Raw genomic sequence first — 23,822 nt, 5'->3', positions numbered from 1 at the left:
TGGGACTGGCCGGGGATGGGAGCCGCGAATGAGCGCAGCGCTGGATGTGAAGGGATCGCCGGGGGGCGCGGGAGCCTCCTTCGGTGGCCAGGGGCTCGAGTCCGTGGACCTTCCAGACGTCTTCCAGGTGGACGTGGCGGTGTGCGTGCGTGACGCGCTGGGGCTGCTCGGCGCGACGCGGCGGTTGCGCGGCATGGAGGTGGCGCTGGAGCTCCCCGAGGATCCGGTGATCGCCCGGGTCAGCCGGCGCCGCCTGGAGCAGGTGCTCCTGTTGCTCGTCGCCCACGCGGCGGACGTGGCCCCGCAGGCGGCGCCCTCCGTGCGGGTGGTGGTGGATCCGCCGGACGACTTCGGAGACGTGGGGCCTCGCTTCCAGGTGGTGATGCCGGGCGTGAGCCTCTCTGAGCGGGAGACGCGCTCGGTGGTGCTGTCGCCCCTGCGCGTGGGCAGCACCCAGCGGCGGCTCGCCCGCGCGCGGGAGCTGGTGGATGCCATGGGCGGGGAGTTCGCGGTGGAGCGCCTGGAAGAGGGGACGGCCGTGAGCGTCGTCCTGCCGGCTCCTGGGCTCGCGAGCTTCTAGGGCGCGCCCGAATTCCGGAATAACGATCCTGCTTTCCGGACCATTGGCTGCGATAAGCGCGGCACGCCCCGGGTGCATCCAACCCAGGGGGACGTGCGGCCAAACTCCTTGACGACCGGGGGCGGGTTCCCGACTATCCGCCGCCTCTCAATACCCCGGTCTCAATCAGGAGTTTGCGTTCATGGCGCCTCCCTCTGGCGAGAAGATCACCCTGCAGAACGGCAAGCTGACCGTTCCGAACAACCCGATCATCCCCTTCATCGAGGGCGACGGCACTGGCCGCGACATCTGGAAGGCCTCGCAGGCCGTGTTCGACGCGGCGGTGGAGAAGGCGTACGGCGGCAAGAAGAAGATCTCCTGGTACGAAGTGCTGGCCGGCGAGAAGTCCTTCAAGCAGGTGAACAACTGGCTGCCGGACGAGACGGTCGCCGCGTTCCGCGAGTACCTGGTGGGCATCAAGGGCCCGCTGACGACGCCGGTGGGCGGTGGCATCCGCTCCCTGAACGTGGCGCTGCGCCAGATGCTGGACCTGTACGTCTGCCTGCGCCCCGTGCGCTACTTCAAGGGCGTGCCCAGCCCGGTGAAGCAGCCGGACAAGGTGGACATGGTCATCTTCCGTGAGAACACGGAAGACATCTACGCGGGCATCGAGTTCGAGGCCGGCACCGCGCAGGCGGAGAAGTTCCTGGGCTGGCTGAAGCAGGAGTTCCCCAAGGAGGCGGGCAAGATCCGCTTCCCGGCGAACGTGGGCATCGGCATCAAGCCCGTGTCGCAGGAAGGCACGGAGCGCCTGGTGCGCGCGGCCATCCAGTACGCGGTGGACCTCAATCGCAAGAGCGTCACGCTGGTCCACAAGGGCAACATCATGAAGTTCACCGAGGGCGCGTTCCGCAAGTGGGGCTACGACCTCGCGGCGCGTGAGTTCGGTGACAAGGTCTACACCTGGGACCAGTGGGAGGCGACCAAGGCCGCCAAGGGCGAGGAGGCCGCCAACGCCGAGCAGAAGGCCGCGGTGTCCGCCGGGAAGATCATCATCAAGGACTCCATCGCGGACATCACCCTGCAGCAGGTGCTGACCCGTCCGGACGAGTTCGACGTCATCGCCACGCTGAACCTCAACGGCGACTACCTGTCGGACGCGCTCGCGGCGCAGGTGGGCGGCATCGGCATCGCGCCGGGCGGCAACATCAACTACGTCTCCGGCCACGCCGTCTTCGAGGCCACCCACGGCACCGCGCCGAAGTACGCGGACCTGGACAAGGTGAACCCGGGCTCCGTCATCCTCTCTGGCGAGATGATGCTCCGCCACATGGGCTGGAACGAGGCCGCGGACCTGATCATCAAGGGCATGGACAAGGCCATCGCGGCGCGCACCGTGACGTACGACTTCGCGCGCCTGATGAAGCTGGAGACGAAGGAGACCGTGTCCGAGGTGAAGTGCTCGGAGTTCGGTCAGGCCATCATCAAGCACATGTAGTCCCCACCCCCAAAGCAGGAGGGCGAAACCATGGCTCACAAGAAGAAGAAGATCGGCCTCATCGGTGGCGGTCAGATCGGCGGCAACCTGGCGCTGCTGGCGGTCCAGAAGAACCTTGGCGACGTGGTGCTCTACGACATCCCGGCGGCCGAGGGTCTGGTCAAGGGCAAGGCGCTGGACATCAACCAGCTGTCCGCGGTGGACGGCTACGACAGCCGCGTCACCGGCTCCACCGACTGGAAGGACGTCGCGGGCTCGGACGTGATCATCATCACGGCCGGCGTGCCCCGGAAGCCCGGCATGTCCCGCGAGGACCTGCTCGAGGTCAACCTGAAGATCATGAAGGACGTGGCGGGCAACATCAAGCAGCACGCCCCGGACGCCTTCGTCATCAACGTGGCCAACCCGCTGGACGCGATGGTGTTCGCGCTCCACAAGATCGCCGGCCTGAAGGACAACATGGTCGTGGGCATGGCGGGCGTGCTGGATACCAGCCGCTTCAAGTGCTTCGTGGCCGAGGCCCTCGGCTGCTCCATCCGTGACGTGGAGGCACTCGTCCTCGGCGGCCACGGCGACGACATGGTCCCGCTCGTGCGTCACAGCACCGTGGGCGGCGTGCCCCTGACCCAGCTCATCGCCAAGGACAAGCTGGACGCCATCATCGACCGCACCCGCAAGGGCGGTGCGGAGCTGGTGGGCCTGTACAAGACGGGCAGCGCCTACTTCGCCCCGGCGTCCTCCTCCATCGCCATGGCGGAGAGCTTCCTCTTCGACCGCAAGCGCGTGCTGCCGGCCGCCGCCCTGCTCAAGGGCCAGTACGGCATCAGCGACTTCTTCTTCGGCGTCCCCGCCCAGATCGGCGCGAACGGCGTGGAGAAGATCATCGAGGTGGAGCTGAACGAGGCGGAGAAGGCCGAGCTGAGCAAGTCCTTCACCTCCGTCAAGGGCACCGTCGACCTCGTGAAGCTGTAGTCCCCGGTCTTCGGCCGGGCCCGCTGGAATGCTGCTGGCGGGCCCCGCCTGATGCCGTGAATGATCCGGGCTTATCCCCGGGCGCACCGTCCTTGCGGCGGTATTTTTCCAAGTTAACTAGCGTGTTGGACTCGCACCTGGCACGGGAGCGGGGCAGCGTCGCGAAGCAGGACTTCAGCGGCCCCCCGTGAAGGCACCCCCCCGGCTGCCGGTGGTCAAGGAGACGATGATGGCGGCAGCAGCGCGATTCACGGTGGTGGGCGGCGGTCTCGCCGGGCTGATGACGACGATCAAGCTGGCGGAGGCGGGCCACCAGGTGGACGTGCTCTCGCTCGTCCCCGTCAAGCGTTCCCACTCCGTCTGCGCCCAGGGCGGCATCAACGGCGCGGTGAACACCAAGGGTGAAGGCGACCACCCGGACATCCACGTGAAGGACACGCTGCGCGGCGGCGACTTCCTCGCGGAGCAGGTGTCCGTGAAGGGCATGTGCTACGCGGCGCCCGGCATCATCTACCTGTTGGACCGCATGGGCGTGACGTTCAACCGCACGCCGGAAGGCCTGCTGGACTTCCGCCGCTTCGGCGGCACCCTGCACAACCGCACCGCGTTCGCGGGCGCCACCACCGGCCAGCAGCTGCTCTACGCGCTGGACGAGCAGGTCCGCCGCTACGAGGCGGAGGGCAAGGTCACCAAGTACGAGTACTGGGAGTGGCTGGGCACGGTGAAGGACGAGTCCGGCCGCTGCATCGGCAGCGTGGCCATGGACCTGCGCACCATGGAGATCCGCACCTTCCCGGCGGAGGCGGTGTGCCTGGCCACGGGTGGCCCTGGCATCGTCTTCGGGCGCTCCACCAACTCCATCATCAACACCGGCACCGCCGCGGGCCGCGCGTACATGGAAGGCGCGCTGTACGCCAACGGCGAGTTCATCCAGGTGCACCCCACCTCCATCCCGGGCGAGGACAAGCTGCGCCTGATGAGCGAGTCCGTGCGCGGCGAGGGCGGCCGCGTCTGGGTGCCCCGGAAGAAGGGCGACACTCGCAACCCCCGGGACATCGCGGAGAGCGAGCGCTGGTACTTCCTGGAAGAGAAGTACCCCAAGTACAAGAACCTGGTGCCGCGCGACGTGGCGACGCGCGAGATCTTCATGGTCTGCCGCGACCTGGGCCTGGGCCTGGGCGGGCGCGACGGCGTGTACCTGGACGTGACGCACATCCCGGCCAAGACGCTCGACGCGAAGATCAAGGGCGTGATGGAGATCTACGAGAAGTTCGTCGGAGATGATCCGCGCCACACGCCCATGGTCATCTTCCCGGGCATGCACTACTCGATGGGCGGCCTGCACGTCTCCTTCGAGGCCGACTCGCGCACGCAGACGCCGCTGGACGGCAGCCCGGTGAACCAGAGCACGCGCATCCCCGGCCTGTACGCGGCCGGCGAGGCGGACTCCGCCTTCCACGGCGCGAACCGTCTGGGCGCCAACTCGCTCCTGTCCTGCATCTACTCCGGCATGATCGGCGGCCCGGCGATGGTGTCCTTCGCCAAGAGCCAGGAGACCAGCGCCGCGGCGATGCCGGAGAAGTACTTCGCGGACGCGAAGAAGTACTGGCAGGACCGCTTCGCCACCATCAAGGCGATGAACGGGCAGGAGAACCCGTACCAGATCGCCAAGGAGCTGGGCGAGGTGATGACGGAGAACTGCACCGTCGTCCGCTACAACGACCGCCTGAAGAAGACCATCGAGCGCGTCCGCGAGCTCAAGCAGCGCTGGAACAACGTCAACGTGCTGGACACGGGCGTCGTCGCCAACCGCGCGCTGTCGTACACCAACCAGGTGTGGAACATGCTGGAGCTGGGCGAGGTCATCGCCACCAGCGCGCTCCTGCGCGACGAGAGCCGCGGCGCCCACTACAAGCCGGACTTCTCCCTGCCGGAGCCCAAGGTGAAGGACCCGACCAAGGATCCGGAGTGGATGGAGCTGTGGCGCAAGCGCCACGAGAAGTGGGCGAAGACGACCATCGCCACCTACGCCGCCCAGGGCCCGCAGATCTCCTACCAGGACCTGCCCACGCCCGTGCTGGACCCCGAGCCCCGCTGGTACGCGTAAGGCGTTCGTTTTCTTTCCGGGCTCGCGCGCGTCGTCATCCGGCGCACGCGGGCACCGCCACCTGATTTGGCAGTGAAGGGAAGGGCAGCCGCACCATGGACACCGCACAGGCCAGCGCCGTCAGCTCGAAGACCATCGCCTTCCGCATCTGGCGGCAGGATGACCCGAACAAGCCCGGGCACTTCGAAGAGTTCAAGGTTCCCTATGCGAAGGGCGCCAACGTCATCTCCTGCCTGATGGAGATCCAGCGCAACCCCGTCACCGCGGAGGGCAAGAAGGTGGCCCCCGTGGTGTGGGACTCCGCGTGCCTCGAGGAGGTGTGCGGCAGCTGCGCCATGAACATCAACGGCCGGGTGCGCATGGCGTGCTCCGCCCTGGTGGACAAGCTCCAGCAGCCCATCACCCTGGAGCCGATGAAGAAGTTCCCGGTGGTGCGCGACCTCACCGTGGACCGCGACCGCATGTTCGAGTCGCTCAAGCGCGTGAAGGGGTGGATCCCCGTCGACGGCACGTACAACCTGGGCCCCGGCCCGCGCCAGTCGCAGAAGGACCACTCCGTGATGTACGTGCTGTCCACGTGCATCACCTGCGGCAGCTGCCTGGAGGCGTGCCCCCAGGTGACGCTGGACAACGACTTCATCGGCGCCGCGCCCATCAGCCAGGCCCGCCTGTTCAACATGCACCCCACGGGCAAGCTGAACGCGGAGGAGCGCACGCGCGCCCTCATGGGCCCCGGCGGCATCCAGGACTGCGGCAAGGCGCAGAACTGCGTGAAGGTCTGCCCGAAGGAGATCCCCCTCACCACCTCCATCGCGGTGATGAACCGCGAGGTGAGCAAGCTGATCATCAAGGACATCTTCTTCAAGGAAGAGGAGCAGAAGGCCTCCGCCGGTCCGGGCTAACCCTCCCGGACGCTGACCTGGCTTCCTCGCGGCCCCGTGCCTGCGCCTCCTGTCACGGGGGCGCCGGGCGGGGCCGTTTGCGTGAAGGTCGCCTCATTCGCCCGGACACCGGGTGTTATCCCTGGAGGCACACGCCTGTGTCCCGTCGCGACGCTGGAGGCCAAACGGCCTTGCCATCCGTCGTTTTCTGCGCAATGAGGGCCCGCGTTGACGCCCCGTGTAGGGGTTGTCCTCGTCTCCCCTCGTCCCACCCGGAGATTCGATGAAGATCCACGAGTACCAGGGCAAGGAACTCTTCCGGAAGTATGGCGTGCCCACGCCGCGCGGCATCCTCGCGCTCTCTCCCGATGAGGCGGAGGCCGCGGCGAAGGAACTCGCCACGCCCGTCGTCGTCGTGAAGGCGCAGATCCACGCGGGCGGCCGCGGCAAGGGCGGCGGCGTGAAGCTGGCCAAGAGCCCCGCGGAGGCCAAGGCGCTCACCCAGCAGATCCTGGGCATGATGCTCAAGACCATCCAGACCGGCCCGGAAGGGCAGAAGGTCCACAAGGTCTACATCGAGGAAGGTCTCGACATCGGCCAGGAGCTGTACCTGGGCGTGACGCTCGACCGCGCCACCAGCCGCGTCACCTTCATGGCGTCCACCGAGGGCGGCGTGGAGATTGAAGAAGTGGCGGAGAAGCACCCGGAGAAGATCCTCCGCGCCGTCGTGGACCCCACGGTGGGCTTCGCCGACTTCCAGGGCCGCGAGCTGGCCTTCGGGCTGGGCCTGTCGGGCCCCACGGTGAACAAGTTCGTCCAGTTCTGCACCGCGCTCTACAAGATGTACATGGAGACGGACGCGTCCCTGGTGGAGATCAACCCGCTGGTCATCCGCAAGAGCGGCGGCGTGGTGGCGCTCGACGCGAAGGTGACCTTCGACGAGAACGCGCTCTACCGGCACAAGGACCTGCTGGAGTACCGCGACCTGGCGGAGGAGGAGCCCCGCGAGACGCAGGCCAAGGAGCACGACTTGGCCTACATCGCGCTGGACGGCAACATCGGCTGCATGGTGAACGGCGCGGGTCTGGCCATGGCCACCATGGACACCATCAAGCTGGTGGGCGGCGCTCCGGCCAACTTCCTGGACGTGGGCGGCGGCGCGAGCAAGGAGAAGGTGACGGCGGCCTTCAAGCTCATCCTCGCGGATCCGCAGGTCAAGGCGGTGCTCGTCAACATCTTCGGCGGCATCATGAAGTGTGACGTCATCGCGGACGGCATCATCGCGGCGGCGAAGGAAGTGCAGCTGAAGATCCCGCTCGTCGTGCGCCTGGAAGGCACCAACGTGGAGCAGGGCAAGGAACTGCTCCGCAACTCGGGCCTCGCCATCACCCCCGCGGACAACCTGCGCCAGGCGGCCGAGAAGGCCGTGGCGGCCATCAAGTAGGGCCTTCGCTCCCTCTTTCCTGAAAGAACGCCATGAGCATCCTCGTCAACGAGAACACGAAGGTCCTCGTCCAGGGCATCACCGGATCGGCGGGCTCGTTCCACGCCAAGCAGATGCTGGAGTACGGGACGAAGATTGTGGGCGGTGTCACGCCGGGCAAGGGCGGCACCTCCTTCGAGGGCAAGGTCCCCGTGTTCAACACGGTGGCCGACGCGGTGAAGCAGGCGGGCGCGAACACGTCCGTCATCTTCGTGCCGCCGCCCTTCGCCGCTGACTCCATCATGGAGGCCGCGGACGCCGGCATCTCCCTCATCATCACCATCACCGAGGGCATCCCGGTCAACGACATGGTGCGCGCCAAGCGCTACCTGCAGGGCAAGCCGGGCGTGCGCCTCATCGGGCCGAACTGCCCGGGCGTCATCACCCCCGGCGCCAAGTGCAAGATCGGCATCATGCCGGGCCACATCCACAAGCCGGGCCGCATCGGCGTGGTGTCCCGCTCCGGCACGCTGACCTACGAGGCCGTGCACCAGCTGACGCAGCTGGGCCTGGGCCAGTCCACCGCGGTGGGCATTGGCGGCGACCCCGTCAACGGCACCAACTTCGTGGACGTGCTGAAGCTCTTCCAGGCCGACCCTGAGACGGACGCCGTCATCATGATCGGTGAGATCGGCGGCAGCGCCGAGGAAGAGGGCGCCGAGTACGTCAAGCGCGAGTTCACCAAGCCCATCGCCGGCTTCATCGCCGGTCAGTCCGCGCCCCCGGGCAAGCGCATGGGCCACGCGGGCGCCATCATCTCCGGCGGCAAGGGCACGGCCGGGGAGAAGATCAAGGCGATGGAGGCCGCGGGCATCCTGATGGCCGCCAGCCCCGCCGAGCTGGGCACCACGCTGCAGGAGGCCGTCAAGCGCGGCCCCCCGAAGCGCTAAGCCGAACCTTTCACACGACACACACACGAGGAGCCAACGACCATGGCCATCGAGCGCACGCTGTCCATCATCAAGCCGGACGGGCTGAAGAACCACCACATCGGGGAGATCATCGCCCGGTTCGAGAAGGCGGGCCTGACGCCCGTCGGCATCCGTCTGCAGCAGCTGTCGCAGAAGGAAGCGGAAGGCTTCTACGCCGTCCACAGCGCCCGGGGTTTCTTCAAGGACCTGGTCTCGTTCATGACCTCCGGACCGGTGGTCGTGATGGCCCTGGAAGGCGAGAACGCCGTCCTGAAGAACCGTGACCTCATGGGCGCCACGGATCCGAAGAAGGCCGACAAGGGCACCATCCGCGCGGACTTCGCCCAGAGCATCGACGCGAACACGGTGCACGGTTCGGACAGCCTGGAGAACGCGAAGAACGAGATCGCGTACTTCTTCCGCGAGACCGAGCTCCAGAAGTACTAGGCAGCGTCCAGCCTGCTGACAGCGGCCCGGTGTCCACGCCCCACGAGGCGCGGACCCGGGCCGTCGTCTTTTCCGCGCTCCGTATCCGGTTGCCCTGCCGGGCGGTCCTTGCTACCGATAATGAAAATCACAATCGGCAAGGAAGCACGCATGAGCGGCGATTCAGAGCGCGTGGCCCGTCGTGGGCCGTTCCCGGTGAAGTTGCGGTTGCTGGAAGTCCTTCGCGTGACGCGGCTGTCGCCGCACATGGTGCGCGTGACGCTGGGCGGCCCGGAGCTGGAGGGCTTCACGTCCCCCGGCGCGGATGACCACGTGAAGTGCTTCTTCGCGAAGCCCGGCGTGAAGAAGCCGAACATGCCGGTGGTGGGGCCCCACGGCCTGTCCATGCCGGAGGGGCTGGAGAAGCCGGCGTCGCGCGACTACACGCCGCGCCGCTTCGACCCGAAGGCCGGGGAGCTGGACATCGACTTCGTGCTGCACGGCGAGGGCCCCGCGTCGCTGTGGGCGCAGCAGACTAAGCCCGGCGACTACATGGGCATTGGCGGTCCGCGCAGCACGCACGACGTGGCGGACGACTTCGACTGGTACCTGCTCGCGGGGGACCAGAGCGCTCTGCCGGCCATCGCACGGCGCCTGGAAGAGCTTCCGGCGGGCAAGCGCGCGTTCACCTTCATCGAGGTCGCGGACGCCGCGGAGGAGCAGCCCATCGCCAGCAAGGCGGACGTGAAGGTCACCTGGCTGCACCGGGGCAGCGCGGAGGCCGGCACCACGAAGCACCTGGAGGACGCGCTGCGCGCCTGGACGCAGCCCTCCGGGGACGGGTTCGTGTTCGTGGCGGGCGAGTCCACGTCGCTCAAGCCCATCCGGGAACACCTGGTGAACGAGCGCGGTCTGAACAAGAGCTGGATGCGGGTGACGGGCTACTGGAAGCGCGGCGTCGCCGAGCACCACGACTCGAAGGGGTAGGCAGGGGAGGGGGCGGGCACTCCTTTGACTTGCCGTGCCTTCTTGTGGGAAGCACGCCCCATTGCCCTCCGTTAGCCCCGACTGAACGATGTCCGAGCCTACCGCCACAGCCCTTCCTGTCACCGAGCCCCTGCCGGTGTCGGCCCCCGCGAAGCTGGTCGACGTGGCCAGCCTGTCGCGCGAGAAGCTCGCGCTGTTCCTGAGCGAGCAGCTGGGCGAGCGCCCGTTCCGCGCGGCGCAGCTCTACCGCTGGCTGCATCAGCGCGGCGCCACCTCGTTCGAGGAGATGACGGACCTGTCCAAGGTCCTGCGTGAGAAGCTCAAGGTCAAGGCGGAGATCGTCCCGCTGGTGAAGGACCTGGAGCAGCGCAGCGTCGACGGCACCATCAAGTACCGCTTCAAGACGCGCGACGGGCGCTTCATCGAGTCCGTCTACATGCCGGCGGAGGACCGCAAGACGCTCTGCGTGTCCACTCAGGTGGGCTGCGCCATGGCCTGCACGTTCTGCATGACGGGCACGCTGGGCCTCAAGCGCAACCTCACGGCGGGGGAGATTGTCGCCCAGGTGCACGCGGTGAACCGCGAGGTGCGCCGCAACGAGGGCCTGGAGACGCTCCGTCCGCTCACGAACCTGGTGTTCATGGGCATGGGCGAGCCGCTCCACAACTTCGAGAACCTCAAGACGGCGCTCGCCATCCTCCAGTCGGAGGAGGGGCCCAACTTCAGCCACCGGCACATCACCGTCTCCACCGTGGGCCTGGTGCCCATGATTGAGCGCTTCGGCCAGGAGACGGACGTCAAGCTGGCCATCTCGCTCAACGCCAGCACGGACGAGCAGCGCAGCCAGACGATGCCGGTGAACCGCAAGTGGAACATCCAGGCGCTCCTGGATGCCTGCCGCAAGTTCCCCCTGCGCCAGGGCCGCCGCATCACCTTCGAGTACGTGCTGCTCAAAGGATTCAACGACACCGACGACGACGCGCACCGGCTGAAGGAGCTCCTGCGCGACATCCCGGCGAAGGTGAACCTGATCCCGTACAACGAGAACCCCGGCCTGGGGTTCCAGACGACGGGCGAGCAGCGGGCCGAGGAATTCCGGGCCATCCTTGCCGAGGCTCACGTCGCGGCATACATCCGGAAGAACCGGGGCCGGGACATCGCCGGGGCCTGTGGTCAGCTCGCCAATCGCGACGAGACGGCCGCGGAAGCCCCGACGTGACATAAGCACCCGAGCTTCCTTGACAATCCAGTCAGCAGGGCGCTAAGAGCGCGCCCTCCGCACTGTTACCGTAGAAGTCACACGATTTCGCTGGAGCGTTCCATGGCCGTTGTCCTCCGTCTTGCCCGCGCGGGCGCCAAGAAGATGCCGTACTACCACGTGGTTGCCACCGACTCGCGCAGTCCGCGTGACGGAAAGTTCCTGGAGCAGGTCGGTTCCTACGACCCCAACCACAGCCCCGCGAAGGTGCAGTTCAACGAGGAGCGGCTGAACTACTGGCTGAAGAGCGGCGCGCTGCCCTCCGAGACGGTCGCGGACCTGATCAAGACGGCGAAGAAGCAGGCTCCGGCGACCACCGCCTGAGCACGCCCCCGTCTGGACAAGACGTGGAGCCGCTGCTCACGTATCTGGCGAAGGCCCTGGTTGATCAACCCGACCAGGTCACCTTACGCATCTCCGAGGCGGATGGCGGCCGGCTCTATGAGCTGAAGGTCGCCCCCGAGGACGTCGGCAAGGTCATCGGTCGTGATGGGCGCACCGTGAACGCCCTCCGGACGCTGATCAACGCCGCCGCCCAGAAGCAGGGCCAGAAGGTCCGCCTGGAGATACTCGACGATCGCCGCGCTCCGGGTTCTCCCCCGGCGCCGCCCGCTCCGGACGCCGCGCAGTGAGCGCGCAGGACTGTCTGGAGTTGGGCTACGTGGCCCGTGCGCACGGGCTGCGCGGCGAGGTGGCGGTCAGAAGCTTCGACCCCGCCTCGGAGACGCTCGGCACCGTCGAGCGTGTCTGGTTGCGCCTGCGCTCCGGCGAGGAGCGCGAGTACGCCCTGGAGACCTTCCGTCCCGCCAACAAGGAGGATCTGGTGTTCTTCGAGGGCGTGGCGTCCCGCACGGCCGCCGAGGCATTGGTGGGCGCGAAGGTGTTCGTCTATCGCGAGGATCTGGAGCCGCCCGAGGAGGGCGAGTTCTTCCAGGGCGACCTCGTGGGGTTGAACGCCGTGGACGAGCAGGGCGCCTCCCTGGGCACGGTGGAGGAGGTCTGGGCCACCGGTGAAGTCCCCAACCTGGTGATCCGCGCGAAGGGCCGGCCGGAGCTGGTGGTGCCTTTCGCGGATGAGTTCGTGCCGGCGGTGGACGTGCCGGCGGGGCGCATCGTGATCCGGCCTCCGGAGTACCTGGAGGCGGACGGGCCGCCGGAGGAGTCTGGAGACGGCGGGTGAGCTACCGCGTGGAGCTGCTCACGCTGTTCCCCGGGATGGTGTCCGGCTACCTGGGCGCGAGCATCCTCGGGAAGGCCCAGGAGAAGGGGCTGATCTCCGTCACGCTCACCGACGTGCGCGACTACGCCGAGGGCAAGCACCGCGTCACCGACGACGCGCCCTATGGCGGCGGCGCCGGCATGGTGATGAAGCCCGAGCCGCTGGTGGCCGCCATCGAAGCAGCCCGGGCGCGTCAGCCCGGGGCGAAGGCGCTGCTGATGAGCCCTCGGGGGCCCACGTTCACGCAAGCCACGGCGCGGGAGCTGGCGCGGCACGAGGCCGGGCTGATCCTCGTCTGCGGCCGCTATGAAGGCGTGGACGAGCGGGTGATGCCCTTCCTGGACGGCGAACTGTCCCTGGGCGATTTCGTGCTCACGGGCGGGGAGGTCGCGGCCATGGCGGTGGTGGACGCGGTGGCGCGGTTGGTGCCGGGCGTCCTGGGCAACGAAGCGTCCTCCGTGGCGGAGAGCTTCGAGGAGAATCTCCTGGAGCACCCGCACTACACCCGGCCGCCTGTCTTCCGGGGAGCCGAGGTGCCTGCCGCCCTCCAGTCCGGCGATCACGCCCGCATCGCCCGCTGGCGCCGGTGGAAGGCCATCAAGCTCACGCAGGAGCGGCGGCCTGACCTGTTCGCGCGGCTGGTGTTCAGCAAAGCGGATCAGAAACTGCTCGCCAGGGAAGAAGAAGCGTTGTAACCCTCAGTGTTCTCGCGGAACCCTTCGTTGCAGGCTTGTTCGTCCCGGCGGTCTCTGCTAGGACGGCCCGCTCTTTTCCACGCGTCCTACGCGTCAAGTTCCGCTTTCTGGAGTCCGTTATGCGCCGCAGCCTCATCGAGCACGTCGAAAACAAGTTCCTGCGCAAGGACATCACCGCGTTCCGCACGGGTGATTCCGTTCGCGTCCACTGGAAGGTCAAGGAAGGCGAGAAGGAGCGCGTGCAGGCCTTCGAGGGCGTGGTCATCCGCAAGACCAAGGGCACGAACCGCGCGACCTTCACCGTGCGCAAGATGTCCTTCGGCGTCGGCGTGGAGCGCATCTTCCCCATCCACAGCCCGCGCTACGAGAAGATCGAAGTCCTCACCCGCGGCGACGTGAACCGCAAGCGCCTGTTCTACCTCCGCGATCTGAAGGGCAAGGCCTCGCGCGTGGACGTGCTGGTGGACCCGGAGAAGCTCGCCGCCAAGGCTGCCAAGTCCGCCGTCGCTCCGGGCTAGTAGGTCCGCAGAAACCCTCTCGCGGCCTTCGCGGCCGCGTGAGACAAGGAGCGTCCTTCACTGGACGCTCCTTTTTTCGTTCGGGCTAGACTGCGCGCGCCATGCACTTCGTCGAGGTCGCCATCCAGAACGTCCGCGGGTTCTCTCCCGCCGGGCGCTTCCCGCTGAAGAGCGGGTATCTGATCCTCAAGCCGCCCACGGCGGACGTGTTGCCGCTGGCGAACGTGGCGTTGTCGCTGCTGTTCGCGGATGGCCGCGGCGGGGACTCAAGCCTGGTGGGCTCGGCGGGACGCTCCGGCAAGGCCGCGCTGACGTTCGTGGGCCAGGACGGGATGACGTACCGGATATTGCGCGAGCTGGGAGGTTCCGGATCGCTGCACCGGCTCAATCCCGCCACCAGCCAGCCAGAGCTCGTGTCCACGGACGTGTCGGAGATAAACCAGTACCTGCGCGGCCAGGCGGGCCTGCCTCCGCGCACCACCTTCGAGCAGGTGTACTGCCTCCAGCTGGTGATGCTGCCGTCGCGCCGGCCTCGCAAGAGCGTGGCCAAGGCCGCCGCTGCCGCGGGTGCGAAGGCCTCCGGGGCCACGCCGTCGCTGGCGGCCGCCTCCCAGGTGGCGCCGGCGGAGGACGTCCCGGCCGCCGAGGCGAAGGTGAAGGTGCTGCAGAAGGAGCTCGTCACCGCGAAGGAGGTGGATCAGCTCCAGTTCAAGGTGGATGAGCTGGCATCGCTCATCTTCGAGGCGGACTCGAAGCTCAAGGGTGGCGAGGGCCTCAAGGAGGCCATCTCGCGCGCGGAGGCCGCCTGGCGCGCGGCGCCCTCGCCGGAGTCGATGGGGTTGCCGCTGGACATCCTCACGCGCGTGAAGCGCTATCCGAAGGCGGTGGCGCGGCGGGACGAGGCGCTGGCGCGGCTGGAAACGGACCGCGAGCCGGAGCAGGAAGACGCGTCGCTGAAGGTGCCGCCACTCACCGAGAACCGCTTCTTCTGGGGCGGCCTGGGCGCGGGCGTGCTCTTCATGGGCCTGAGCGTGGGCCTGGGCATCGTCGCGGCGCAGCCCATGTGGCGCTACCTGGCGTTGATCAACATCCCCGCCTTCGGCACGGCCGCGTGGATGGCGCTGCGCTACGTGGACGACCTGCAGCACGCCACGCGCAAGGGCTCCAAGGACAACCGCAAGGACGCACGGCAGAAGAAGATCCTCGACGAGTTCGAGCTCGAGGATGCTCCGGTGCGCATGGCCATCAAAGCCCTGAACCTGGAGTCCCACACGGAGATCCCCGCCGCGCTGGAGCAGAAGGATCTGCTCGGCATCCGGCTGGGAGAGCTGCAGACGCAGCTGGAGGAGTACGAGTCCTCCCCCGAGTTTCAGGCCGCCATACGCGACGGACAGGAGCTGCGCGCGCAGCAGGAGACGCTCAACGCGGAGCTGACCGCGAAGGGCACCTACGTGCGCGACCTGCGCGAGGTGGAGCGGGAGCTGTCGCGGCTGAAGGAGTCCATCGCGCTGGCGAAGGCGCCCCCGGTGCAGGTGGCCGCGGCTCCTGGCCAGACGCCGGTGCCAGTGGATCCGCTGGAGGATCCGTCCCCGCTGGTGCTGTCGCAGGCCGCGGACGTGCTCACGACCGACATCCTGTCGGTGCAGGCGCTCCTGAAGGACCGCTGCGTGCAGTACCTCACCGCGCTCACGGACCGGCGCTACCAGGGCGTGGAGTGGGACCGCGAGGGCAACGCCTTCCTGCTCACCCAGAACAGCCGCATCCCGGTGGGCGAGCTGTCCCCGAAGGACATCGACCTCTACTACCTGGCGCTGCGCCTGACGGTGGTGGAGAAGACGTGCGCCCGGGTGAAGCGCCCCTTCCTCCTGGACGACGTGCTGACGGGCGTGGACGAGGCGAAGCTGCCCCTCGTCGCCCGCATGCTCAAGCACCTGGGCACGCTCACACAGGTCCTGCACGTCACCGCCCACCCGGGCTTCGGCCAGATGTCGGACGGCACCGTTAACGTCTAGCCGCCGCCGGAATCACGAGGGGCGGCGGGGACGGAAATGGGGACGCGGCGGGACGTGGGCGACGTGGCGGAGGCGGAGGGCGTGCGCCTGCTGGAGTCGCAGGGCTTCCGGGTGGTAGCGCGCAACTGGACGTGCCGCTACGGCGAGCTGGACATCGTGGCGGAGCAAGGGGAACTCGTGTGCTTCGTGGAGGTGCGCATGCGCTCCTCCGCTGCGTGGGGAGACCCGTCGCACACCGTGTCCTTCGCCAAGCAGCGCCGCGTGGTGAAGGCCGCGTTGCACTACCTCTTCCAGAACGGCATCGACGGGCGCATGGTGCGCTTCGACGTCATCTCCGTCGTGGGCCAGGGCGAGCACGCCCGGGTGGAGCACCTGCCCGCCGCCTTCGACGCTGGCATGTAAAGGAATCCGTCCCTTGGCTGGAACGCTCTACCTCGTGGCCACGCCCATCGGGAACCTGGGGGACGTCACCGCCCGGGCCCTGGAGACGCTGCGCACCGTCGGCCTCCTCGCGTGCGAGGACACCCGGCACTCGCGCATCCTGCTGGACCACTTCGGCATCACCGGGAAGGACCTGGTGAGCCTGCCCGCCTTCGCGGAGGGGCAGCGCGCCGGACGCATCCTGGACCGCATCGAGGCGGGGGAGGACTGCGCGCTCGTTACCGACGCGGGCAGTCCCGGCATCAGCGACCCGGGCGAGAAGCTGGTGGCGGAGGCGCTGGAGCGAGGCCTGAAGGTGGAGCCGGTGCCCGGCCCCACGGCGCTGGTGGCCGCCCTGAGCGCTTCGGGCCTGCCCACCGGGCGCTTCCACTTCCTGGGCTTCCTGCCGCGCAAGGGGCCGGAGCGCCGGGCCATGCTGGACGAGGTGGCCCCCTTGTCCGCCACCTGCGTCCTCTACGAGTCCCCGCGCCGTCTGGCGGAGACGCTGGTGGACCTGCAGGAGGCCTGGGGCGACCGCCGCGCGTGCGTGGCGCGGGAGCTGACCAAGCTGCACGAGGAATTCGTCCGGGGGTCACTGTCCGCGCTGGTGACGCGCTACGCGGGCGAGGAGACCCGGGGCGAGGTGGTGGTGCTGGTGGAGGGCCGCACCGGCGAGCAGCGCTGGAGCGAGGACGAGCTGCGCCGGGCGCTGGAAGCGGGACTGGCTCGCGGCGAGAAGCTCAAGCCGCTGAGCACGGAGCTGGCCCGCCGCGCGGGGTGGCCCGGCCAGGAGGTGTACCGGCTGGGCCTGGGGCTGAAGCAGCGGTAGGGGAGGCCCACCGCTGCTCCGGGCGGGACTTCAGAAGCTGAAGGTCGCGCCCAGGTCGAAGCGGAACGTGGTGCTCTGGATGGCCCGGAAGCGGCGGGACACCAGGTCGTAGCGCCAGTCGAACGTGGGGTTCAGCTCCGGCGAGCCCACGGCGGTGTCCACGGTGCCGTCGCCGTTCAGGTCCTGGCCAATGGCCTCGGTCGTGAGCAGGTGGTCCGTGTTGTAGAGGAAGTTGCCGGAGGCCCGGATGGTGAAGGCCTCCGCTGCACGCGCGGTGATGCCCACCTGGCCACCCACCTGGAGGTAGTCGTCGGAGGTGAGCAGCTTGCGCAGCGCGGAGCTCAGCTCGTTGTAGTACCGGCCGCGGCCCACGTAGTTGCCCAGCAGCCGCAGGTCCAGGGTGAACTTCTGGGACTTCGCCGCGTTCTCGAACGGCACCAGCTCCATGCCGAAGGTGAGCGCCGTCTGCGAGGGGGCCTTGATGCCCGTCTCCTGGCGGGTCCACGGCTCGCGGTAGCAGTTGTACGGGGCACCCAGGTTACCCGGGGGGGGGGCGCTGGACTGGTCGCAGTTGGAATAGGCGCCGGGGCCGCGCACCGGGATGGTGTGGGACGCCTTGAAGTACGGCTCCGCCACGCCCATCTTCCGCGAGAAGGTCGTGTAGAGCTGGTACTTGTGGACGCGGTCGCCCACGTTGCCGCGATCGCCGTCCGGGTCGGTGTTGTCCAGGCTCGGGTCGCGCTGCTTGGCGGTGGGCGCCTCGTAGTCGATGCCGACGATCCACGTGGGCTTGGTGTCGTCCTTCTCCTGGTTGAAGAAGGCGTACGCCAGTCCGAAGTGCACGTTGCCCAGGCCGCCGCGGTAGCTCTCCTGGGGCACCTGGAACAGCCGGCCCACGCAGCCCTCGTCGGAGTAGGGCGAGCCGTCCGCGTTGAAGCAGCTGTTCGTGATGGTGGAGTTGCCCTGGGTCGTTCCCGAGACGAAGTTCCACGTCTCGTTCTGCTGGAAGACGATGGGCAGCTTGAAGCTGAACTCCAGGTCCTTCCACAGACCGAAGGCCACGGCGAGATTCAGCCGCGCGTCCACGCCCTTGTACCAGAGCTCGTTGACCTCCGGGACGTTGGTGGCGTCGCCGTCGCGAAGCTGCTCGCGGACGATCTTCGCGCGCGTCTGCGTGCGCTCGAAGCCCACGTCGAGGAAGAGGTCGAACGGATCATCATCCTCGAACGAGGAAGCAATCCGAGTGATCTCCGCCGCGCTGGCGGCGAAAGGCACGCCCAGCGTCAGCGCGGCGATGACGGCACGAAACCTGTGCATCCACTACCTCCGACGACCACGGCTCAGGCCTGCCAGCTAGCCGTGCCGTCGGAGGAGTGTCAAGAAATGGGTGGGGCTTTACTTCCCCGCGACCGACGTTCCCAGCAGTCCATCCAGCCGCTGGACCTCGGTGTCGAAGGCGCCCTTCTGTGCGGCCGCCAGGGACGCGCGGAAGGTCTTGTGCTGGTCGAAGGGGTCCAGGACGCGGTTTTCGCCCAGCATGAGCTGGTAGTGCAGGTGGGGGGCGAAGGAGTGGCCCGTGTTGCCGCTCTGGGCCAGGACCTGGCCCGCGTTCACGCGCATCCCGGGCTGGACTGTGCGGGGCAGCTCCGCCAGGTGCAGGAAGAGGGCGCGGCGGCCCTTGCCCCCGGTTTCCACCAGCTCGATGCAGTTGCCGTTGCTGCCGAAGTTCCAGTTCTTGCGCTTGATGACGCCCGCGAAGGGGGCCCGGACCGTCGTGCCCACCGGGGCGCGGAAGTCCACGCCCTTGTGGCCGCGGCCGTCGCGCAGGAGCGAGGTGATCTGCTCGTAGCTGTCGATGGGCGACTTCTCCATCCGCAGCTCCAGCTCGTCGCCGCCCGGCAGGTAGTAGCGGGAGTTCACCTCACCCGCGGGCGTGAAGCGGTAGGCGCGGTGCGTCTGGCCCGTCTTGCCGCTCACGAAGCGCACCGCGTACACCAGCGGCTCCTCGTTGGGGCGGCGCTGGAAGAGCACGTCCAGCGTGTCTCCCCGGAGGATTTCGCCGGGGACTCGCACCCACCACACCAGCGTGCGCGTCACCACCTGCGCCAAGGCGGGGCCCACGGTGGAGTCGGAGGCCTGGACGAGCGCCGTCTCCAGCGGGCCCTCGATGCGGATGGACACGCGCTCCAGGCCCGCGGCCTTCACGGGGTCGGTGGGCGCGGGCGGGGCCACGGGGGCCGCGGCCACGGTGCCGGCGTCCAGCGCGGACGCGGTCTGCGAGGCGACGTCCATGGGGACATCCGCCATGCGCTGTTTCCACCACCACACGCCACCCGCGGCCGCGCCGAGGATGACGGAGACGGCAACCACCGGTCCGAAGGGATTGCGCTTCGGTGGTCCACCGAGGGTGGGAAGATTCGGCCGCATTCAGGCTCCCTGAGGGTAAGAAGGTACGCGGGGGCCGAAACCGCTGGCGAAAGGGCGATATTTCGGCCCCCCAGGCTACTCGTCCGGGCCGTCGTCCTGACCGTCCGGGGTGGTGTCGCGCAGGCCGAACTCCTTCATCTTCGTCTGGAGCGACTTGCGGCTGATCTGCAGGAGGCGCGCGGCGCGCGTGACGTTGCCGCCCGTCTCGTCCAGCTTCTTGACGATGAGGTCCCGCTCCAGCTCCGCGGCCTTCATGCGCACGATGTCCTTGAGGCCCACCTCGCCCACAGGGACGTCCAGCGTGCCCAGCGAGGCGGCGACCTGTGCCCCTGCCTGCACGCCCGCTCCCCCGCGCACCGGCTCCGGCAGGTCCTTCGCGGTGATGAGGGGACCGTCCGCGAAGAGCAGCACGCGCTCAATCAGGTTCTCCAACTCGCGGATGTTGCCCGGCCACGCATAGGCCTGGAGCAGCGCGAGCGCGTCGTCGGCGATGCCTTCGATCTTCTTGTGGAGCCGCCGGTTGTACTTGTCCACGAAGTGCGAGGCGAGCATCGGGATGTCGCCGCGGCGCTCGCGCAGCGCGGGCAGGCCAATGGGCACCACGGCCAGCCGGTAGTACAGGTCCTTGCGGAAGCGGCCCGCTTCGATCTCCGCCTGGAGGTCGCGGTTGGTGGCGGCCACCAGGCGCACGTTCACGCGCGTCGTCTTGATGCCGCCCACGCGCTCGAACTCGCCCTCCTGGAGCGCGCGCAGCAGCTTCACCTGCATCTCGACGGGGATCTCGCCAATCTCGTCCAGGAAGAGGGTGCCCTCGTCGGCCAGCTCGAAGCGGCCGGGCTTGGACGTGACGGCGCCGGTGAAGGCGCCCTTCTCGTAGCCGAACAGCTCGCTCTCCAGCAGCGTGGCGGGGATGGCGGCGCAGTTGATCTTGATGAACGGCTTGTCGCGGCGGCTGGACGCGCCGTGCAGCGCGGTGGCGATGAGCTCCTTGCCCGTGCCGCTCTCCCCGGTGATCAGCACCGTGGAGGGCGTGTCCGCGACCTTGTCGATGATCTTGTAGACGTCCTGGATCTGCGGCGACTCGCCGATGATGGCGGACCGGGCCTTGTGGTCCGCGCGCACGGAGCGCTTGGCGCTCTCGTTCGTCTTGGCGGCCTTGGACACGACGGAGGACAGCTCCGCCTGATCAAAGGGCTTGGTGATGTAGTCGAACGCGCCCGCCTTGATGGCCTCCACCGCGGAGTCCACGGTTCCGTGCGCGGTGATGATGATCACCGGCACGTCCGGGTTGGCGGTGCGAACGGCGGCGAGGACCTCCATGCCGCCCAGCTTGGGCATCACCAGGTCGGTGACGACGATGTCCGCGCCGTTCTTGTGGAACTCGGCCAGGCCCTGCTCGCCGTTTTCCGCCACGGTGACGTCGAACCCGTCGCGGCGCAGCAGGGCGGCCAGCACCTTGCGCAGGTTCGTTTCGTCATCGATGACCAGGACCTTGGCCATGAGTCTCCGCGCGGGGACCGCGACTTAACGGCGCGCCGGGGGAGCGGCCGGGATGGCGCCTTCCAGCGTGCAGATGGCGTCCGGGTGCTTGATGCGCAGCAGCAGCGACTCCAGCACGCGGAACGGGTGGTTCATCTTGCTGGCGCCCAGGTAGGCCGCGACCATGTCCATGGCCACCGCCAGGTCCATGTTCTCCCGGCCCGTGGACACCACCACGCCGGACTCACCGCGCAGGCGGTTGGACTGGTAGACGCCGTCGGACGCGAGCTGGCGGATGGTTTCAATCTCCAGCACGCCCGTCTTCTCGTAGATGCGGTGCAGCTGCGAGTACAGGCGCGGCGACAGCACCACGGCGTAGGGCCCGAAGTGGCCGGCCTCGTTGAGCTTGCGCGTGGCCTCCACGATGGTCTGGAACCCGCCGCCCGGCGCCGTCCAGTCCCCCAGCGTGGCGGTGAGGCGGCCGTTGGCCGTCATCAGGCCCTCGTAGCCCAGGCGCTGGTCGCCGTAGAAGATGAGCTCGTCTTCCTGCTGCGCGCACAGCGCGGCGGCGCCAGCGGCGGCGGACACGTCCAGCGGCATGTTGTGCGTGCGCGCCGCCTCGATGTCCCGCCAGTGCAGCAGGAAGTCCTTGTAGATGATGGGGATGGTCTTGAACTTGCGGACGTCGGTGAAGACCATCGCGGTCTCCTGCTCCCCGACGATGTCCACCGCGCCCGGGGACACGCCCTGGAACTCGTCGTAGGCCACGGTCTGCACGCCCGCGCCCAGCGGCCCGTAGATGTCCAGGATGCGGCGGCCCACCAGCGAACGGCGAGCCACCTGGATCACCGTCTCGTTGAGGCGCGCCCACTCCTCTTCGCGCAGCGGGTTCTCGGCATGTCCAAGGAAGTCAGGCATCGGTGTCTCCGTCACGAGCGGCGGCAGAGGAGGGGAGAGGAGAAGGCAGGAAACAAAAGGGTTCTAACGACCGCCACTGGAGCCACCGCTTCCACCGCCGCGGCGCAGGCTGCCGATGGTGAGCGGATGGCCGTTGGCCGAAGGCGGCGGCGCGGGGACGCCGTAGATGAGGCGTTGAGGCGGAAGGGACGTCAGGGGCTCGTTCGCCAGGCGGCCCACCGAGGGCGGCGCGCGCGTCACCAGGGGCGCGGGTTCGGCGGCGGGCACGGCGGGCTCCGCGGGGCCCCCCCCCATGGCGCCCTGGAAGTGGCCGGGGACGAAGGGCTTGGCGAAGTGCGCGTCCTGGCCCTTGTCGAGCATGCGGAGCATGTGGGTCGCCTCGGACACGTGCTCCTTCTCCTCCGCCGCCAGGTGGAGGAAGAAGGCCTTGACCTCTGGGAGGGAGGAGTCCTCGGCGAACGCCTCGTACTCGTTGATGGTCTCGAGTTCGCGTGCCAGGACGGCGCGGATGCGCGCGACGTCGGACCGCTCGGTGTCGGACTTTCCGGCCATTGGGGGCGGACCCTCGCAACCTGTGAGGTGAGCGTCAAGTGAAACAGCGGTCGAAGGGTTTCCTGCTGCATGCCGAAGAACGGGGGACATAGAGTTCGCCTCTTCGTGACCGCCCCCGCACCTGTCCCGCAGTCCCAGCCCGACTCTCCGGCCGCCCCTCTTCCGTCCAGCCCTGAACGCAGCGCGGGAGGCCGGGGCGCGACGCTGGTGGCCATTGGAATCCTGGCGTCGCGGTTGATGGGCCTGGTGCGCGAGCGGGTCTTCGCGCACTACCTGGGCAACGCGGAGGCCGCCGCCGTCTTCAAGGCCGCGCTGCGCATCCCCAACTTCCTCCAGAACCTCTTCGGCGAAGGCGTGCTGTCGGGCTCCTTCATCCCCGTCTACGCCCAGCTGCTGGGCAAGAAGGACGCGGACGAGGCCGACCGGGTCGCGGGCGCGGTGTTCGGCCTGCTGGCCATGGCCACCGCTGTGATGGTGGCGCTGGGCATGCTGGCCACGCCGCTGTTCGTGGACCTCATCGCGCCGGGGTTCGACGGCGGCGAGCGCGACCTGGCCGTGCGGCTGGTGCGCATCCTCTTCCCGGGCACGGGCTTCCTGGTGCTGAGCGCGTGGTGCCTGGGCATCCTCAACAGCCACCGGCGCTTCCTCCTGTCCTATCTGGCGCCCGTGGTGTGGAACGTCGTCATCATCGCCACACTGCTGGTGGTGGGCAGCCTGCACGGCACGTCCGGGGGCCGCGCCGCGGAAGAAGCCGTGACGGAGTGGCTGGCCTACGGCGTGGTGCTGGGCAGCTTCCTCCAGTTCGCGGTGCAGGTGCCCACGGTGATGCGCCTGCTGGGCCACTTCCGCCCGGTGGTGTCGCTGGCGAGCGCCTCCGTGCGCCAGGTGCTGAAGAACTTCGGCCCGGTGGTGCTGGGGCGCGGCGTGGTGCAGTTCAGCGCGTGGGTGGACACCGCCTTCGCGTCGCTCATCTCCAACCGCGCGCTGTCCTCGCTCCTCTACGCGCAGACCATCTACCTCATCCCGGTGAGCCTCTTCGGCATGGCGGTGTCCGCCGCGGAGCTGCCGGAGATGGCGCGCGCCACGGCGGAAGGGGATGCCCAGGCGCACTCGAAGCTGCGAAGCCGCGTCGACGCGGGCTCGCGGCGCATCGCCTTCTGGGTGGTGCCCTCCGCCGTCGCGCTCTTCTTCCTCGGGGACCTGGTGAGCGGCGCGCTCCTTCAGACGGGCCGCTTCGGTGCCTCGGACTCGCGCTACCTCTGGTACCTGCTGATGGGCGCGGCGGTGGGCCTGGTGGCGTCCACCGTGGGCCGGCTCTACGCCTCCGCCTTCTACGCGCTGAAGGATCCGAAGACGCCGCTGCGCTACGCAATCGTGCGCGTGGCCCTGGGGACCGTGAAGGCCTGGTTCCTGGCGCTGTGGCTGCCGGAGCGGCTGGGCCTGCCCCGGGAGCTGGGCGCGGCGTTCCTCACCCTGTCCAGCGGCATCGTCGCCTGGGTGGAGACCACGCTCCTGCGCCGCAAACTGCGCTCCATCGTAGGGCCCGTGGGCCCGCCTTCGGGGCTGCTGCCCCGGCTGTACGTCGCGGCGGTGGTGGGCGGGCTCGTGGCCCTGGCCGTCAAGCAGGGCCTCACCAGCCTCCTGGGCCCCATGCCCGGGGTGGGGGCGGAG

General features: G+C 68.5%; 24 protein-coding genes. 19 read left to right on the top strand and 5 right to left on the bottom strand.

Annotated elements, in window-relative coordinates:
• Nucleotides 1-28 precede the first annotated feature (28 nt).
• From D7Y15_RS03265 to rsmI, 18 genes are all read left to right on the top strand, one after another.
• Complete coding sequence (locus tag D7Y15_RS03265) at nt 29-580, top strand: ATP-binding protein (protein WP_120576705.1); 552 nt, start codon at nt 29-31, stop codon at nt 578-580.
• 181 nt (nt 581-761) lie between these two features.
• Nucleotides 762-2,057, top strand: coding sequence for an NADP-dependent isocitrate dehydrogenase (icd, locus tag D7Y15_RS03260; protein WP_121751670.1), 1,296 nt, complete (start codon nt 762-764; stop codon nt 2,055-2,057).
• A gap of 30 nt (nt 2,058-2,087) precedes the next feature.
• Nucleotides 2,088-3,029, top strand: a complete 942-nt coding sequence (gene mdh, locus D7Y15_RS03255) for a malate dehydrogenase (RefSeq protein ID WP_120576707.1) — start codon at nt 2,088-2,090, stop codon at nt 3,027-3,029.
• Between the two features lie 229 nt (nt 3,030-3,258).
• The gene (gene sdhA, locus D7Y15_RS03250) at nt 3,259-5,136 is read left to right on the top strand and encodes a succinate dehydrogenase flavoprotein subunit (RefSeq protein WP_120576726.1); all 1,878 of its coding nucleotides are present in this window, start codon (nt 3,259-3,261) and stop codon (nt 5,134-5,136) included.
• Nucleotides 5,137-5,231: 95 nt separating this feature from the next.
• Nucleotides 5,232-6,038, top strand: a complete 807-nt coding sequence (gene sdhB / locus D7Y15_RS03245; RefSeq protein ID WP_120576708.1) for a succinate dehydrogenase iron-sulfur subunit — start codon at nt 5,232-5,234, stop codon at nt 6,036-6,038.
• 262 nt (nt 6,039-6,300) lie between these two features.
• Nucleotides 6,301-7,461, top strand: a complete 1,161-nt coding sequence (gene sucC, locus D7Y15_RS03240; RefSeq protein ID WP_120576709.1) for an ADP-forming succinate--CoA ligase subunit beta — start codon at nt 6,301-6,303, stop codon at nt 7,459-7,461.
• Between the two features lie 32 nt (nt 7,462-7,493).
• The gene (gene sucD / locus D7Y15_RS03235) at nt 7,494-8,390 is read left to right on the top strand and encodes a succinate--CoA ligase subunit alpha (protein ID WP_120576710.1); all 897 of its coding nucleotides are present in this window, start codon (nt 7,494-7,496) and stop codon (nt 8,388-8,390) included.
• Nucleotides 8,391-8,432: 42 nt separating this feature from the next.
• Nucleotides 8,433-8,858, top strand: coding sequence for a nucleoside-diphosphate kinase (ndk, locus tag D7Y15_RS03230; RefSeq protein WP_120576711.1), 426 nt, complete (start codon nt 8,433-8,435; stop codon nt 8,856-8,858).
• 150 nt (nt 8,859-9,008) lie between these two features.
• On the top strand, nt 9,009-9,824 hold the full coding sequence (locus D7Y15_RS03225) for a siderophore-interacting protein (protein WP_121751669.1): 816 nt from the start codon (nt 9,009-9,011) through the stop codon (nt 9,822-9,824).
• 88 nt (nt 9,825-9,912) lie between these two features.
• The gene (rlmN, locus tag D7Y15_RS03220) at nt 9,913-11,043 is read left to right on the top strand and encodes a 23S rRNA (adenine(2503)-C(2))-methyltransferase RlmN (RefSeq protein WP_120576713.1); all 1,131 of its coding nucleotides are present in this window, start codon (nt 9,913-9,915) and stop codon (nt 11,041-11,043) included.
• A gap of 102 nt (nt 11,044-11,145) precedes the next feature.
• The gene (gene rpsP, locus D7Y15_RS03215) at nt 11,146-11,406 is read left to right on the top strand and encodes a 30S ribosomal protein S16 (RefSeq protein WP_014397299.1); all 261 of its coding nucleotides are present in this window, start codon (nt 11,146-11,148) and stop codon (nt 11,404-11,406) included.
• 23 nt (nt 11,407-11,429) lie between these two features.
• Nucleotides 11,430-11,714 carry a KH domain-containing protein gene (locus D7Y15_RS03210; RefSeq protein ID WP_120576714.1) on the top strand — a complete coding sequence of 95 codons (285 nt, stop codon included), beginning with the start codon at nt 11,430-11,432 and terminating at the stop codon, nt 11,712-11,714.
• Nucleotides 11,711-12,262 carry a ribosome maturation factor RimM gene (gene rimM, locus D7Y15_RS03205; protein ID WP_121751668.1) on the top strand — a complete coding sequence of 184 codons (552 nt, stop codon included), beginning with the start codon at nt 11,711-11,713 and terminating at the stop codon, nt 12,260-12,262. Before D7Y15_RS03210 ends, rimM begins: the two co-directional genes overlap by 4 nt.
• Complete coding sequence (trmD, locus tag D7Y15_RS03200; RefSeq protein WP_120576716.1) at nt 12,259-12,996, top strand: tRNA (guanosine(37)-N1)-methyltransferase TrmD; 738 nt, start codon at nt 12,259-12,261, stop codon at nt 12,994-12,996. The genes rimM and trmD overlap by 4 nt, the downstream gene beginning before the upstream one ends.
• A 119-nt stretch (nt 12,997-13,115) precedes the next feature.
• Nucleotides 13,116-13,514 carry a 50S ribosomal protein L19 gene (rplS, locus tag D7Y15_RS03195; protein WP_120576717.1) on the top strand — a complete coding sequence of 133 codons (399 nt, stop codon included), beginning with the start codon at nt 13,116-13,118 and terminating at the stop codon, nt 13,512-13,514.
• 101 nt (nt 13,515-13,615) lie between these two features.
• Nucleotides 13,616-15,526, top strand: coding sequence for an ATP-binding protein (locus D7Y15_RS45540; protein ID WP_233596970.1), 1,911 nt, complete (start codon nt 13,616-13,618; stop codon nt 15,524-15,526).
• A gap of 36 nt (nt 15,527-15,562) precedes the next feature.
• A complete protein-coding gene (locus tag D7Y15_RS03185) occupies nt 15,563-15,928 on the top strand; it encodes a YraN family protein (protein WP_121751667.1) in 366 nt (121 codons plus the stop codon).
• Between the two features lie 13 nt (nt 15,929-15,941).
• Complete coding sequence (gene rsmI, locus D7Y15_RS03180) at nt 15,942-16,775, top strand: 16S rRNA (cytidine(1402)-2'-O)-methyltransferase (protein ID WP_121751666.1); 834 nt, start codon at nt 15,942-15,944, stop codon at nt 16,773-16,775.
• A 30-nt stretch (nt 16,776-16,805) separates the two neighbouring features.
• Here rsmI and D7Y15_RS03175 read toward each other — a convergent pair whose 3' ends face one another.
• From D7Y15_RS03175 to D7Y15_RS03155, 5 genes are all read right to left on the bottom strand, one after another.
• Nucleotides 16,806-18,092: a hypothetical protein gene (locus D7Y15_RS03175; RefSeq protein WP_121751665.1), complete on the bottom strand. Its 1,287-nt coding sequence runs from the start codon at nt 18,090-18,092 to the stop codon at nt 16,806-16,808.
• Nucleotides 18,093-18,170: 78 nt separating this feature from the next.
• On the bottom strand, nt 18,171-19,202 hold the full coding sequence (locus tag D7Y15_RS03170; RefSeq protein WP_120576721.1) for a M23 family metallopeptidase: 1,032 nt from the start codon (nt 19,200-19,202) through the stop codon (nt 18,171-18,173).
• Nucleotides 19,203-19,277: 75 nt separating this feature from the next.
• Nucleotides 19,278-20,702, bottom strand: a complete 1,425-nt coding sequence (locus D7Y15_RS03165; RefSeq protein WP_120576722.1) for a sigma-54 dependent transcriptional regulator — start codon at nt 20,700-20,702, stop codon at nt 19,278-19,280.
• Between the two features lie 24 nt (nt 20,703-20,726).
• Nucleotides 20,727-21,599, bottom strand: coding sequence for an encapsulin nanocompartment shell protein EncA (encA, locus tag D7Y15_RS03160; protein WP_120576723.1), 873 nt, complete (start codon nt 21,597-21,599; stop codon nt 20,727-20,729).
• Between the two features lie 63 nt (nt 21,600-21,662).
• Nucleotides 21,663-22,151, bottom strand: coding sequence for a ferritin family protein (locus D7Y15_RS03155; protein WP_121751664.1), 489 nt, complete (start codon nt 22,149-22,151; stop codon nt 21,663-21,665).
• Nucleotides 22,152-22,256: 105 nt separating this feature from the next.
• Here D7Y15_RS03155 and murJ point away from each other — a divergent pair.
• Nucleotides 22,257-23,822, top strand: a 1,566-nt coding sequence (gene murJ / locus D7Y15_RS03150; protein ID WP_233604813.1) for a murein biosynthesis integral membrane protein MurJ, incomplete at its 3' end; no start/stop codon positions are given.

The organism is Corallococcus sp. AB030 (assembly GCF_003668965.1).
Classification (GTDB): domain Bacteria; phylum Myxococcota; class Myxococcia; order Myxococcales; family Myxococcaceae; genus Corallococcus; species Corallococcus exiguus.
This window is presented reverse-complemented; position numbering and strand designations above follow the sequence as displayed.